This window comes from Clostridia bacterium, from assembly GCA_035561135.1.
In the GTDB taxonomy this organism is placed as follows: domain Bacteria; phylum Acidobacteriota; class Terriglobia; order Terriglobales; family Acidobacteriaceae; genus DATMYA01.
This window is the reverse complement of sequence record DATMYA010000071.1, coordinates 76,641-89,433: the sequence shown is the minus strand read 5'-3', so window position 1 is coordinate 89,433 and position 12,793 is coordinate 76,641. Positions and strand designations below refer to the sequence as shown.

General features: G+C 58.2%; 15 protein-coding genes. All 15 read left to right on the top strand.

Annotation, left to right across the window (positions count from 1 at the left end; all coding sequences use genetic code 11):
* Positions 1-71 precede the first annotated feature (71 nt).
* Positions 72-311 (top strand): exodeoxyribonuclease VII small subunit, encoded by a 240-nt coding sequence (locus tag VN622_14720; GenBank protein ID HWR37114.1) that lies wholly within the window; start codon positions 72-74, stop codon positions 309-311.
* Positions 312-372: 61 nt separating this feature from the next.
* The gene (locus VN622_14715; GenBank protein HWR37113.1) at positions 373-744 is read left to right on the top strand and encodes a hypothetical protein; all 372 of its coding nucleotides are present in this window, start codon (positions 373-375) and stop codon (positions 742-744) included.
* 285 nt (positions 745-1,029) lie between these two features.
* Positions 1,030-2,388, top strand: a complete 1,359-nt coding sequence (locus VN622_14710) for a sigma-54 dependent transcriptional regulator (GenBank protein ID HWR37112.1) — start codon at positions 1,030-1,032, stop codon at positions 2,386-2,388.
* A gap of 301 nt (positions 2,389-2,689) precedes the next feature.
* Positions 2,690-2,866, top strand: coding sequence for a Flp family type IVb pilin (locus tag VN622_14705; protein HWR37111.1), 177 nt, complete (start codon positions 2,690-2,692; stop codon positions 2,864-2,866).
* A 90-nt stretch (positions 2,867-2,956) separates the two neighbouring features.
* Positions 2,957-3,136, top strand: coding sequence for a Flp family type IVb pilin (locus tag VN622_14700; protein ID HWR37110.1), 180 nt, complete (start codon positions 2,957-2,959; stop codon positions 3,134-3,136).
* Between the two features lie 31 nt (positions 3,137-3,167).
* Complete coding sequence (locus VN622_14695; GenBank protein ID HWR37109.1) at positions 3,168-3,665, top strand: A24 family peptidase; 498 nt, start codon at positions 3,168-3,170, stop codon at positions 3,663-3,665.
* Entirely contained in the window at positions 3,662-4,099 is a 438-nt protein-coding gene (locus VN622_14690) for a TadE/TadG family type IV pilus assembly protein (protein ID HWR37108.1), read from the top strand. The genes VN622_14695 and VN622_14690 overlap by 4 nt, the downstream gene beginning before the upstream one ends.
* Positions 4,077-4,595, top strand: a complete 519-nt coding sequence (locus VN622_14685) for a TadE/TadG family type IV pilus assembly protein (protein HWR37107.1) — start codon at positions 4,077-4,079, stop codon at positions 4,593-4,595. The genes VN622_14690 and VN622_14685 overlap by 23 nt, the downstream gene beginning before the upstream one ends.
* 18 nt (positions 4,596-4,613) lie before the next feature.
* Positions 4,614-5,456, top strand: coding sequence for a Flp pilus assembly protein CpaB (gene cpaB / locus VN622_14680; protein HWR37106.1), 843 nt, complete (start codon positions 4,614-4,616; stop codon positions 5,454-5,456).
* 35 nt (positions 5,457-5,491) lie between these two features.
* Entirely contained in the window at positions 5,492-7,078 is a 1,587-nt protein-coding gene (locus tag VN622_14675; protein ID HWR37105.1) for a pilus assembly protein N-terminal domain-containing protein, read from the top strand.
* On the top strand, positions 7,075-8,316 hold the full coding sequence (locus VN622_14670; GenBank protein ID HWR37104.1) for a pilus assembly protein TadG-related protein: 1,242 nt from the start codon (positions 7,075-7,077) through the stop codon (positions 8,314-8,316). The genes VN622_14675 and VN622_14670 overlap by 4 nt, the downstream gene beginning before the upstream one ends.
* 50 nt (positions 8,317-8,366) lie before the next feature.
* Positions 8,367-9,554 carry an AAA family ATPase gene (locus VN622_14665; GenBank protein HWR37103.1) on the top strand — a complete coding sequence of 396 codons (1,188 nt, stop codon included), beginning with the start codon at positions 8,367-8,369 and terminating at the stop codon, positions 9,552-9,554.
* Positions 9,548-10,846 carry a CpaF family protein gene (locus VN622_14660; GenBank protein ID HWR37102.1) on the top strand — a complete coding sequence of 433 codons (1,299 nt, stop codon included), beginning with the start codon at positions 9,548-9,550 and terminating at the stop codon, positions 10,844-10,846. Before VN622_14665 ends, VN622_14660 begins: the two co-directional genes overlap by 7 nt.
* A 34-nt stretch (positions 10,847-10,880) precedes the next feature.
* Complete coding sequence (locus tag VN622_14655) at positions 10,881-11,846, top strand: type II secretion system F family protein (GenBank protein ID HWR37101.1); 966 nt, start codon at positions 10,881-10,883, stop codon at positions 11,844-11,846.
* 2 nt (positions 11,847-11,848) lie between these two features.
* Positions 11,849-12,757 (top strand): type II secretion system F family protein, encoded by a 909-nt coding sequence (locus tag VN622_14650; protein ID HWR37100.1) that lies wholly within the window; start codon positions 11,849-11,851, stop codon positions 12,755-12,757.
* Positions 12,758-12,793 lie beyond the last annotated feature (36 nt).

The window sequence follows — 12,793 nt, the reverse complement described above, 5'->3', positions numbered from 1 at the left end:
TCGCGCTGCGGCCAAAACTTCGCGATGAGTGACTCAGGATATGCAGTAGAATTTCGTTTCAGGAGTGAGCCTTGCCTAAGTTCGAAGAGTGTCTTGAGCGGTTGGAAAAGATCGTTGATCAACTTGAAAAGGGTGACATTCCTCTTGAACAGGCTTTGAAGTTATTTGAAGAAGGCATTCAGCTCTCAAATTCCTGCCGCAAAGAACTCGAGGACGCTGAAGGTAAGGTTGAAATCCTCCTCAAGCAGAACGGCAAGCTCCAGGCTGAGCCGTTCGAACCACCGGCCGAACGAGCCGAGGCCAAACGCTAGACTTACGTTCCGCCAGCTTTAGCCACCCTGCTTTAGCAGGCGTAGGTGCAAAGGGGGTAGTATGCAACCGTTCAGCATCGTGGTCGCTCAAAGCGACTGCGTCGCGGCAGAGCATCTGGCCGCGACGCTGCATCGTTATTTTCGTCTTGTTGCGGTCGCGCGTGACATCGATGAAATGCGCCGTAGCATCCTCCACCACCGGGCACATGTCGCCATTATTGATTTAGAGCTTGTTGACTTTCCTGAACTTCGCGAGATATGCCACGAATTTGATCAGGTCGCTGTCGTGTGCACTCATCGCGTTCCAGACGAGCAAATGTGGACTGAGTCGCTCGCCTCTGGCGCGGCGGATTGCTGCGAAATCAATGATGTAAAGGGAATTGTGACAGCCGCTAGCCGGAGCGCCGGCGAGAGTTACGCGCACGCTGCCTGACCGCAATCAACAGGCGCCCAAGGGTCGCCTGTTTTTTTGCAGTTACCCGTTCGTCGAAATCGCAACATAAGCAACCGACGTTGCATGTAGCTGAAGCTCGATACACAGCTATGTGCTCCGACGAGGTACATGTGTGTATCTAAGTAAACAAGAGCGGCACTCCTAGCCTACGCCAATAAACGAGCTTAATAGTCTAAGTCTTTGTTCTCATTGAACAAAGCATCTTCGCAAATCAAGGCATTCAACGTGCTTACCTCTGGTCGAGCCTGGCCGGGGGGGCCCGTGATGAGGTGTAGATTCGTCGATCACAGGGTTGAGTTCTTTGCAGTTCTTTCTGACAAATTAGGTGCTGGATTTGAGCTACTGCCTGCCGAACCGGACGACGAAGCACTATTACTGGCCGACGTGATCATCGTCGGCATGCCTGGTCTCGAAAACCCGGAATTCCACGCCTCTCTCACCAGACTTCAGCATGTCATCCGTAATCGTGCCGGCATTCCAGTAGTGGCTTTCTTACCTTCCCCAGAACGCCAACTGACTCGCATAGCCGTCGCGGCAGGCGCGTACGACTACTTCCCCGAAGTCGGAAGCATGGAAGAACTTCGGATCGTGCTGCGTCGAGCCGCGCAGTTTTATGAACTAAACATCGAGCTCACGCGTCTTCGCTCCACGACGCAAGGCCCGGGCTTCAACTGCATTATCGGCACACACCGCAAGATGCAGGCAGTCCTTACATTTGCCTCCAAGGTCGCGGCCACAGATGCGTCTGCACTCATTACAGGCGAAACCGGCACAGGCAAGGAATTGATGGCCCGCGCCATTCACTCGGCGAGCCCGCGCGCCGAACAGCCCTTTGTCGCCGTCGCTTGCTCCAGCCTGCCTGAAACCCTGATTGAAGCGGAACTCTTTGGGCACGAGAGAGGCGCATTTACCGGTGCCACTACAATGCGCCAGGGCCGATTCGAAGCCGCTGCTAGCGGAACGATTTTCCTCGACGAGATCGGCGAGCTTTCCCCCGGCTTGCAGGTCAAGTTGCTGCGCGTTTTGCAGGAACACTCCTTCGAACGCCTTGGCAGCAATCAACCTCGCCCAATGGAGGCGCGTGTCATATGCGCCACCAACCGCTCGCTCCCTGAACTGGTCAAGGCCGGCATCTTCCGCGCTGACCTCTATTACCGGCTTAACACGATCGAGATCAAGTTGCCTGCATTGCGAGAACGCCGGGACGATATTGCACTGCTCGCGCACGCCTTCCTTCGCCAGTACGCGGAGAAGCACAACCGTCCTGCTCGTCGCATCAGTCCGGTGGCCCTGGCCGTATTGCAGGAGCATCAGTGGCCCGGCAACATTCGCGAAGTGCAGAATGTGATGGAGCGCGCAGTGGTCATCTGTGATGACTGCGAGGTTCGCCTTGAGCACCTTCCGCTGGAAATGGGCGGCTGGGAGGAGGAATTCGGCGCATCCTTCGAAGATGAGGTACGGAGCTTCAAGCGCCGGCTCATCCAGCGCGCACTGCTCGAGTTCGACAACAACAAGCTCCAGGCGGCCCGCTCGCTCAAGATCGCCCGCTCCTCCCTGCACCGCCTCATCGACGAACTGGATGTTTCCCCTCCCCCTGCCGCTGACGTACGCCTCATGCACTGAAGTGAAAACCTCGTTGCTTTCTCCAGGCGCTCGAACACGAGCGCCTCTTTTTTCGCGCACAACATCATCCAACAGCCATCCGAAGGCATCGCTTCGACGCGCACTGTCCGACAACCGGAGCAGCTCTCAACAGGAAATGTCCCACTTCTCGGACACTTCGCCTGCCCACGCACTGGTGACAGTTTGCAACTGGCTCATTCCACAGCCCCAAACAAATCCACGGCTCCGCCATCGACTGCGCACCTGATTGCATTAGCTCAGTACGAGAGCGAAAGCTCGCACACAAAAAATGGAGGCTGAGATGGAAATGCTTCGCACGATGTGGACAGATGATTCGGGTCAGGATCTCGCCGAGTACGCAATGCTCGTCGCCCTGATCGCGTTCATCGTCATCGCTGGCGTCACACTCTTCGGCGGGAATTTGCTCGCTTGGTGGAACGGCGTTGCTGGAACAATCGGCGGCTGGGCAACCGGCTAAGTTTCGGTCTGAGGCGGCGGAGCCCGTCAAGGCCTCCGCCGCTAATGTCACGCCACAAGATCCTTTGCACACGGATCCACGGAGCAGCAGATGGCTCGCAACATTCGAAAAGTTCTTTTGGATGATCACGGTCAAGACCTTGCTGAGTACGCAATGCTTATCGGCCTCATTGCATTGCTTGTGGTCGTGGGCGTTGTCGGCTTCGGCGGGCAACTAGCGGCCGGATATACCAGCATGGCAGGCCGCTTGAGCGCCGCACTTAATCCGTAATAGTCACGACCTACTCGTGAGGCACCGATTTATGTGGAAGGCCATTGTCATAACGTTCGCGATCACGGCGGCTTTCTCAGACTTGCGCTGGCGAAAGATCCCGCGGGTGTTAACCGTAGGAGGCTTTGTCGCCGGACTTGTATACCACGGCATCAACGGTGGGTTCTTAAGCGCTCTTGGCGCCGCCATCGTGGGCTTTGGAATTGGTATAGCCCTGTTCTCTTTGGGTGCGATTGGCGGCGGCGACGTGAAATTGATTGCGGCGTTGGGCGCGATGCTGGGCTTCCCGTCCTGGTCTTACGCAATGCTTGTGTCGATTCTGGCGGCCGGTCTCATCGCTCTCGTGCAGGTGATCCGGTTGCGAGTTCTGCGACGCACCTTGCACAACATGGCCGAAATTCTGAGGAGCTTTTACAAAGCAGGACTGCGCCAACATCCTGATCTGAATGTCTCAAACCCCTCCATGGTCAGGTCGCCATTCGGCGTGGCAGCAGCGTTGGGGACAGTCGCAGCGGTGTTCAGACTATGAGACATGCAGGCAAGCAACGCGGTGGAACGCTGGTCGAGTTTGCGATCGTGCTCCCGATTTTCGTGTCGATGATGTTCATCATCTTCGACTTCGCGCGTGCGCTGCAGACGTATCACACGATGACGAACGCGGCGCGCGAAGGCGCACGGTTTTCAGTCGCACCGTATTACGGATCGAACGAACTGCCGTCCGCAGATGCCGTGCAGGCGCGCGTCTGCGATTACATGCGCCCTGGCGCGGTCTTCTGCGGAAGCGGCCCGGACAACGCGACCGTCACGGTCTCGCAATCGGTCACGAACACGGTCAATGGCGTGAGTACCACGTTCACAGAGGTTGATGTGACCACGCCCTATCGCTTTAAGCTTTTGCGGTTCGCCACGATCACTCTCGCGACAAAGGCGGTCATGCGCAATGAAAACAATGCGATCCCATAAAGGTTGCCAGCGTGGCACACAACTCGTCGAGATGGCCATAGCGCTCCCTATTTTGTTGATCATTTCGGTCATCATTTACGAGGGCGGCAGAATGATCCTCTTGCATGAGGTGCTCAATAATGCGGCCCGTGAAGGCGCGCGCCTTTCGATCCTGGAGCAGAACAAGTACCCGGTCGATTGCAGCGCAGGATGCGCTTGCCCTCCCGAGTGCGTCGAGCAGCAGCTTAAGAATGCGGTGATGGCGTATGCCGCCCGCAACGGAATCTCAGACCTGACGAGCGCACAGATCACAGTCCGGCAGGACTGCCAGGTGCCGCTTACCGCGCCGACAACGTACCTCGGCTGTAGCACTACCTGCTCTACCGGCGGTTGCATGACTGCGTCACAGATATCGATTCAATACCAATACACGTACAAGTATCTTCCCAGCCTCCACGCTGGAGTGCCGGCGACAGTTGCCATCGGCACACAGGCGGAGTTCAGGAACATGTACTAGGTTTCAGGAGGAAGCAGGATGAATCGCAATCGGCTGATCATGGTCGGAGTGCTGGCGCTGGCAGTAGCGGGTTTTATTACCTTCGCCGGGTTCCGTGTTGTGCGCAAGGCTATCGACGGCAGCAAGAGACCGATGACACCGGTCGTTGTCGCAGCCGCGGACCTCAACGTCGGCCAGCGACTCGAAGAGCGCTATCTGCGCACGGTGGAGATTCCCTCGTCCGATCTGCCCAGCGGCGTCTTCAATAGCGTGCCAGAAATCGTAGGGCGCGGCGTGATCGTGCCGATGGCCAAAAATGAACTGGTTCTATCCAACAAGCTTGCGTCCGAGAAAGCCGGTGCCGGACTGCCATCGATGATCCCCACCAAAATGCGAGCAGTCTCGGTCAAGGTGAATGAGGTCATCTCCGTTGCAGGGTTTGTCAGTCCCGGGACCCACGTCGACGTCCTGCTCACTGGCTCTCCTTCGGCTCGCCAGGGCTCGTCCGACGTGATGACAACAACGGTGCTGGAAAACGTCGAGGTTCTTGCGGCCGGCAAGGAGATGCAGCAGAACCCCGAGGGCGGCAAGCCGCAACAGGTCACCGTCATCACGCTTCTCGTCTCGCCGGACGAAGCGCAGAAACTGGCTCTCGCCTCCAACGAAGGAAAAATACAGCTCGCCTTGCGCAATCCCCTGGATCTCGACAAGTCAAATCCGGTCGCCGTCCGGAACGTTGCGCTCTACCACGCACCGGCTCTGCCCGAAGTCGCAGTGAAGCGGATAAAGGCTGGACCCAAGAAAGCAGTCGATGTGCCGCCGCCGCAAGCATACCTGGTGGAAACCATCAGGGGCGACAAGCGCGATGTTACGAAGTTCTAGTTACAGCAAAGACTGACACTGGATGGAGAACTGCAATGAATTCACGCATGAGATTTCTGCTTGGCTGTGCCCTTCTGGCCGTGCTCCTGGCGATCGTGCTCGATAGCAGAGCGAGTGCCCAGGCAATGACGGAGAGTGTCGGCGCGAGCGGAATCTCGCTCTCGGCGAAACCTGTTTTTCAATCGGTTACACCGTCTGCTCCGCAGAGCTCTGGTCAACGCATGTCGCCACAGGCCCCCACACCGGCAACACCGGCGACCGCGAGCGATCAGAACATCACCACGCAGGAGGTGTCGGACCAGTCCGCGCCCCTACGCGTGAGGGTTGGCAAGTCTTTGCTCATCAACACCGCCGACCGCCTCAGGCGAGTTTCGGTTACCGACCCCGCGGTTGCCGACGCCTTGGTGGTTACGCCGACGCAAGTCCTGGTGCACGGCCGCGCTCCCGGAGAAGTCACCCTTCTCATGTGGAACGAAAGCGAGCAGTCACGCAGCTTCGATCTGCGCGTGGACGTTGACGCCACAGCCGCAGGCGAAGAGATGCGCCGCATCTTTCCCGGGCAGAAGATCGAAGTCTCCTCGTCGCGCAGCTCTCTCGTTCTTTCAGGACACGTTGCAACCAAGGAAGACGCAGAGCGCGCCGGGCTCATCGCCAGCGCCTACACCAAGAACGTTGTCAACGTGATGACGTTCGGCCCTGTCGGAGCCCAGGAAGTACTGCTCGAAGTGAAGTTCGCGGAAGTGAACCGCACGGCGCTGATGCAACTGGGTCTTAACCTCTTCTCGACGGGAGCGGCGAACACCTTCGGAACGACCTCGACACAGCAGTTCGGTAGCTTCAGCGGGAGCAAGGTTGGCTCACTTCCGGCGGACATCAACGGCAGCACAAGTGTTACGGGAAATCATGCAGCCGCTGGAGCGATCGGCAACACACTCCAGCATCAGCCCGGCGTCTTCGGCATGACCGATCTGCTGAACATCATGCTGTTCCGCAGCGACATCAACCTTGGCGTCATCGTCAAGGCCCTACAGCAGAAGAACATTCTGCAGATTCTTGCTGAGCCAAACCTGATTGCGCTTAACGGCAAGGAAGCCAGCTTCCTCGCTGGCGGCGAATTCCCCTTTCCCGTCGTGCAAGCGGGTACCGGCACTTCCTCGATCAGCATCATGTTCAAGGAGTTCGGCGTGCGCCTGAAATTTATTCCGCTGATCACGCCGGAGGGGAGCATCCACCTTCAGGTCATGCCCGAGGTCAGCGCGCTCGATTTCACCAATGCATTGCAGATATCAGGGTTCTTCATCCCCGCTCTGAGCACGCGTCGCGCAACAACCGAGCTTGAACTGCAGGATGGCCAGAGCTTCGTCATCGCCGGACTGCTCGACAATCGGGTGACGAACATCGCCTCCAAGATCCCCGGTCTAGGCGACATCCCGATTCTCGGAACCCTCTTCAAGAGCAAGAACATTCAGAAGAGCAAAACGGAGCTGATGGTCCTCGTCACGGCCCGCAGAGTATCACCTACAACCGCTCCACCCCCTCTGCCACACAACCCCCTTCCGTACATGGATCAAAAACCTGGCGACAAGTCTGCCGATAAGGCAACTGCTGGAGGTGCGCAATGAAGAGGAAGAACTCCGAACGCGGCGTTAGCCTCGTCCTTCTGACGATCATGCTATTCGCATTCCTCGGGATCACCGCCATTGCAATCGACCTCGGAATGCTCTACACGGCTCGCACGAGTGCCCAGCATGCTGCGGACGCAGCCGCGCTCGCCGCTGCGTTCGAGTTCACGAATATTTGCAACTCGGCAACTCCTCCCGCTACCGGTTGCGAGAGCTGGGATCTCGATTCAGCCGTCAAAAACTCCGCTAAGAGCATCGCCTCGCAGAACGGCATCCTGAAACAGTCCGTCCTGCTTGAGGACGCGGACATTGTGCCGGATTACGTGAACCAGCGAGTGACGGTGACCGTGCGCCGCACCGGAACCAACGGAGTTGCCACATATTTCGCACGGTTCCTCGGAGTTGAGAGGGCGGACGTTCTTGCACGCGCTACTGCCGAGGTCGCAACCACCGGTAATGGCGCGCCTGCAGGTTCCACCTCGTACTGCCTGAAGCCGCTGTTTCTGCCAAACACAATTCTGAGTGGTGAAGCGCCGAGTGTCGCCTGTTCTGCCGGCCACACCATATTCAACACAGATGGCACCATTAGCGCCTGGGCAAATAGTCCGCCCGAAAGCGATCCAACCAGCTCCACCAAATTCGGTATCCAGTACCTCATACGGCCCACGACACCGTCGGTCACGAAGACAGGCCTTGCGCCGAGTCAGTTTTACTCGCTCGATTTCGGCAACGGAACCTACAACGGCGAGCAGATTGGCGGTGCTGATATGTACCGCTGCACCCTGGGTCGCTGTCTGAATCAGTGCGGCGCTCCGGACCTGCTGAGCTGCGGAAATTCGCAGAAGGTTACTGCCATCGACGTCGAGACCGGCAATATGGTCGGCCCAACCACGCAGGGAATCAATGATTTGATTGGCACCGAGAATATCGACACCTACGATGCCTTTCTCTCGCGCAACCCAGGGGCAACGAGCCGCAATCTCGCAGTGGCTCCGATCTGGGATTCGTGTAACCAGACGGTGAATCCGGGCACGAACAATGACATTAAGGTCCTGGGCTTCGTAAAGGTCTTCGTAGACAGCGTTGTCCAGACGGGATCTAACCGGGGAGACACGCTGGCGCACATTCTTGGGCCCATCGAGTGCGGAGACATCAACGGCGGTGGCACCACCGAAACGCCTCCGGGCACCCCCGGCCCCTACACGGTGCCGATCCGCCTCGTGCAACAGCGGCCGTGATCCGAACAGTTTGCTCAACCTAATCTGTCTTTGGGAGCGGGAAGTGTTCAATGGCTGAATTGTCTGTAGTCGTTCTGGCGCCTGATGAAGAGCAAAAGACCATCTTGCAGATTCAGGTCGATGGAACTGCGGTTGCGAGAACCGTCCAAAGTTTTGCCGGTTATCCCGTCGGTGCGACGGACCTCACCGTACGTCGCATACAGGACGCGCTACCGCACGTCATTGTTGTGGATATTGAGAGGAACAATTCGTCGGCTGCGCTCCGCGCAATCGAATTGCTGCGCGCAGAAGTTCCAAAAGCAACCATCTTTGCCGTCGGCGATACCGGCCAACCGCAAGTCATCATCAACACGATGCGGGCCGGCGCTCGCGAATTTCTCCAGCGTCCCACTACAACAACCGAACTGTTGGAGGCTTTCGTTCGCGCCTCCTCAACACAGCGCCAGAGCCGCGAGAACAATGAGCGCGGAAAAGTCATCGCCGTCTGCGGTACCAAGGGCGGCAGCGGCGCAACCACCATCGCCGTCAACACCAGCCTCGCCTTGAACTCCTTGAAGAGCGGCGTCGTCCTTGTCGACCTTGCTCCGCTCGGCCACGCAGCCCTGCACCTGAATGCGCGTCCAGCGTTTACGGTTTCGGATGCGATTCGCAACGCGCACCGCCTTGACCACTCGTTACTCGAGGGCTACATGACCCGCCTCGACAGCGGCCTCCAGTTGCTCGCCGGCGTTACCGAACCGTTGCCAGAGGACACGGCGACTGCGGATGTCGCGCGCTTGTTCGATCTTCTGGTGCAGCATTTCCGTTACGTGGTCGTTGATGCATCTTCGCGGCTGGATCGCGTCTCGCGTGTCGTTTGCGATTTATCCGATACGGTCCTTCTCGTTGGCCTCTCCGATGTCGCCTCGCTCTGGAGTGCAGCAAAAGTGCAGCGGTTTTTTGGAGAAGGCACGGGCGCACAGCGGCTTCGCCTGGTCATGAACCGCTTCCGCAAAATCCCGGGATTCAGCGATTCCGAAATCGAGACGACAACCGGCGCGAAGATTCTGCTAAAGATTCCAAACGAGTATGCGGCCGTCTCCGTCTCCATTGATCGTGGAATGCCCGTCGTACAGCAGAACCATTCAGAAATCTCACGATCCTTTGCTCAATTAGCGCGACTCGTATCCGAGCCCGCGCCCGACACCAAACCGAAGAACTGGCCGCTCACAATTCTGAGCCTGGGTAAAGCATGCTAGAGCTCGAGAAAACCTCCGAAAGAACTGGATTCCAGCAGGTCAAGGCAGAGCTACACCGCAAAATCCTTGACCGGCTCAACCTTGAGAAGCTCGACCGCACGCCCAGCGATACGGCGCGAGAAGAGGTGCTTGGCATCATTCGGACGACCATTGCGAATGAAGGCATCCCTCTCAGCTTCACCGAGCGTGAACGCCTCGCGCGCGAGATTCTTGACGAGATCTTCGGGCTTGGTCCGCTCGAGCGCCTTCTTGAGGATTCCAGCATCTCTGACATCCTGGTCAATCGCTACAACCAGGTCTATATCGAACGCGCCGGCAAGCTCGTTCGGACTCAGCTCACGTTCAAGGACGACCAGCATCTCATTCAAATCATCGACCGCATCGTCTCGCGTGTAGGTCGCCGCGTCGATGAGTCTTCGCCCATGGTGGACGCGCGCCTGCCGGACGGTTCGCGTGTTAACGCCATCATCCCACCGCTGGCAATCGACGGAGCGTGCCTGTCCATCCGTAGATTCGGACGCGACCCGCTCACCCAAACCGATTTGCTTAACAACAAGACGCTCACGCCAGCGATGATGGAGCTGCTGACGGCCATGGTCATGGGCCGACTCAACATTCTGATTTCGGGCGGAACCGGCGCCGGCAAGACCACGCTTCTTAACGTGCTCTCCGGGCATATTCCGGAAACTGAACGCATCATCACCATCGAAGACGCGGCCGAGCTTCAGCTCAGGCAGGAGCACGTTGTACGGCTTGAGACGCGGCCTCCCAACATCGAAGGCCAGGGCGCCGTCAGGCAGCGCCAGCTTGTCATCAACAGCCTGCGCATGCGACCCGATCGCATTGTCGTCGGCGAGGTGCGTGGCGAAGAAGCGTTCGACATGCTTCAGGCCATGAATACCGGGCACGAGGGTTCGTTAACAACGGTGCACGCCAACACGCCGCGCGACGCGCTGTCTCGCGTGGAGAACATGGTGTCCATGGCGAACCTCAACCTGCCAGACAAGGCGATCCGACAGCAGCTTGCGTCTGCCATCAATGGCGTCGTCCAGGTGAGCCGCATGGTTGACGGCAGCCGCCGCATCACTTCCATTTCCGAAGTCACGGGAATGGAAGGCGAGGTGGTCACGATGCAGGAGATCTTCACGTTCGAGCGACGCGGCATATCTGAGGCAGGCAAAGTGAAAGGCGTTTTCCGAGCTTGTGGCATCCGGCCGAAGTTCTCCGACCGGCTTGCCTCTGCCGGCTTCCGTCTTAGCACCAGCCTCTTCGAATCGCACACTGAATTGTAGGCAACAAGTTCCAGGCAACACAGGAAGGTGCCAAGTGCTGTTCATATTGCTCGCGTTCTTTCTGGCACTAGCGGTCGGCTGCTTCGCCGTATTTGCCGCTTTTGATGAGCGTTCCGGGCGCGCCCGCCTTCTTCGCGACCGCCTCGCCAGTGTCGAACAGGCGCAGCGCCGCAATCCAGCGGAAGAGCTCGAGTTGTTGCGGGACGAATTGCTGAGCGAGATTCCCGCTCTCAACAAGGCATTGTCACGTTCCGCACGTGTCACCAGGCTGCAACGTTACCTGGCACAGGCCGACATGAAAATGCGCGCCGGCAAGTTCCTGCTCATCGACGCATGTGTCATTGCCGTTGGCGCGGTCTCCATGTATCTGCTTGCCGGCAACATTTTCATGATGCTGCTCGGTGGTGCTATCGGCTGCGCTCTTCCTTTCGGGTATGCAGCCTTCCTTCGCATGAAGCGCTTCCACCTGTTCGAGCAGAACTTTCCGGCCGCTATCGACCTGCTCGCGCGCGCCATTCGTGCCGGCCATGCCTTCACCACCGCGCTGGAACTCATGGCGACGGAATTGCAGGAGCCACTCTCGGGCGAGTTCCGCAAGGTCTTCGAGGAACAGAAGTTTGGCCTGCCTCTGCGGGATGCGCTACTCAACCTCACCGAACGCATTCCGCTCATGGACGTCAAGTTCTTCGTGACCGCCGTATTGTTGCAGCGCGAGACCGGCGGCAATCTCGCTGAGATTCTCGACAACCTCTCGTACCTCATCCGCGAACGTTTCAAAATTCTTCGCCAGTTGCGCGTTTACACCGCCCAGGGGCGGCTCACGATGGTCATCCTGATGATCATGCCACCCGCTTGCGTCCTGATGCTGTTCCTGGTGAACCGCGAGTTCATCAGGCCGATGTTCACGGATCCCATCGGCCACCTGCTCATCGGAGCCGGAATCATTATGCAGACAATCGGATTCTTGCTGATTCGCAAGATCATTCAGATTCGGGTGTGAGTATGAATCCACTCTTTCTGTTGTTGCTCGTTTTCGTCGTACTTTCCACCGCGCTTTTTGCGCTCGGGGCGGCATTGATGGCTCCCGCATCGCTGATTGGCGCTCGTATGCAGTCCCTGCTCGGACGCAAGGTGGAGGGCCCCCAGCGGCCGAAGATGAAAGATCGCTTCGAGCAGGCGATGGAGCCTCTCAGCCGCGCCCTGCCCAGGTCGCCCGAGGAAGTTTCAAAGATGCGGGCACTGCTTATCCAGGCGGGCTACCGCGAAGCGAAGCACCTGAAGATTTATCTCGGAATGCGCATCCTGTTCGCCGCGCTCGGACTTATTGTGGTTCTCGGAACTGGTCTTGGAATTAGGGCGCCCATACTGCTGTTGGTGGCTCCAGCTTTCGGCTACTTCATTCCACGCTTCATCCTCAAGCGCAAGGTGACCGGACGCCAGCTTTCCATCCGTCTTGGCTTGGCCGACGCGCTTGACATGATGGTCGTCTGCGTCGAAGCCGGACTCGGACTCGATCAAGCCCTGGCCCGCGTTGCCGGCGAACTCTCCACAGTCCATCCCTCGCTCAGCGACGAATTGCAGCTAGTCAACCTGGAGATGCGCGCTGGCAAGTCCCGGGCTGAGTCGCTCCGCAACCTGGCGCTACGCACGGGTGTGGACGATGTCCGCGCACTCGTTGCCGTACTCATCCAGACGGACAAGTTTGGCACCAGCATCGCGCAAGCCCTGCGTGTGCACTCGGACTCGCTGCGCACCGAACGCCGGCAACGAGCCGAGGAAGCTGCCGCTAAAACCACGATCAAGATGGTGCCGGTGCTCGTCATCTTCATTCTGCCGACGATGCTGTTCGTAACTCTGGGACCGGCGGTCATCGCCCTCGTCCGCACCGTGGGACCTGCGATGGACAAATGAACTTTACTCTCATCTTCGTTTTGGTTTTTCTGCTGC

Bases quoted from the DNA above. Each gene is read 5' to 3' on its own strand.
- VN622_14690 (HWR37108.1), top strand. From the start codon at position 3,662: ATGAGACATGCAGGCAAGCAACGCGGTGGAACGCTGGTCGAGTTTGCG.
- VN622_14665 (HWR37103.1), top strand. From the start codon at position 8,367: ATGGCTGAATTGTCTGTAGTCGTTCTGGCGCCTGATGAAGAGCAAAAG.
- VN622_14715 (HWR37113.1), top strand. From the start codon at position 373: ATGCAACCGTTCAGCATCGTGGTCGCTCAAAGCGACTGCGTCGCGGCA.
- VN622_14650 (HWR37100.1), top strand. From the start codon at position 11,849: ATGAATCCACTCTTTCTGTTGTTGCTCGTTTTCGTCGTACTTTCCACC.
- VN622_14695 (HWR37109.1), top strand. From the start codon at position 3,168: ATGTGGAAGGCCATTGTCATAACGTTCGCGATCACGGCGGCTTTCTCA.
- VN622_14685 (HWR37107.1), top strand. From the start codon at position 4,077: ATGAAAACAATGCGATCCCATAAAGGTTGCCAGCGTGGCACACAACTC.
- VN622_14660 (HWR37102.1), top strand. From the start codon at position 9,548: ATGCTAGAGCTCGAGAAAACCTCCGAAAGAACTGGATTCCAGCAGGTC.
- cpaB (HWR37106.1), top strand. From the start codon at position 4,614: ATGAATCGCAATCGGCTGATCATGGTCGGAGTGCTGGCGCTGGCAGTA.
- VN622_14675 (HWR37105.1), top strand. From the start codon at position 5,492: ATGAATTCACGCATGAGATTTCTGCTTGGCTGTGCCCTTCTGGCCGTG.
- VN622_14705 (HWR37111.1), top strand. From the start codon at position 2,690: ATGGAAATGCTTCGCACGATGTGGACAGATGATTCGGGTCAGGATCTC.
- VN622_14670 (HWR37104.1), top strand. From the start codon at position 7,075: ATGAAGAGGAAGAACTCCGAACGCGGCGTTAGCCTCGTCCTTCTGACG.
- VN622_14710 (HWR37112.1), top strand. From the start codon at position 1,030: ATGAGGTGTAGATTCGTCGATCACAGGGTTGAGTTCTTTGCAGTTCTT.
- VN622_14700 (HWR37110.1), top strand. From the start codon at position 2,957: ATGGCTCGCAACATTCGAAAAGTTCTTTTGGATGATCACGGTCAAGAC.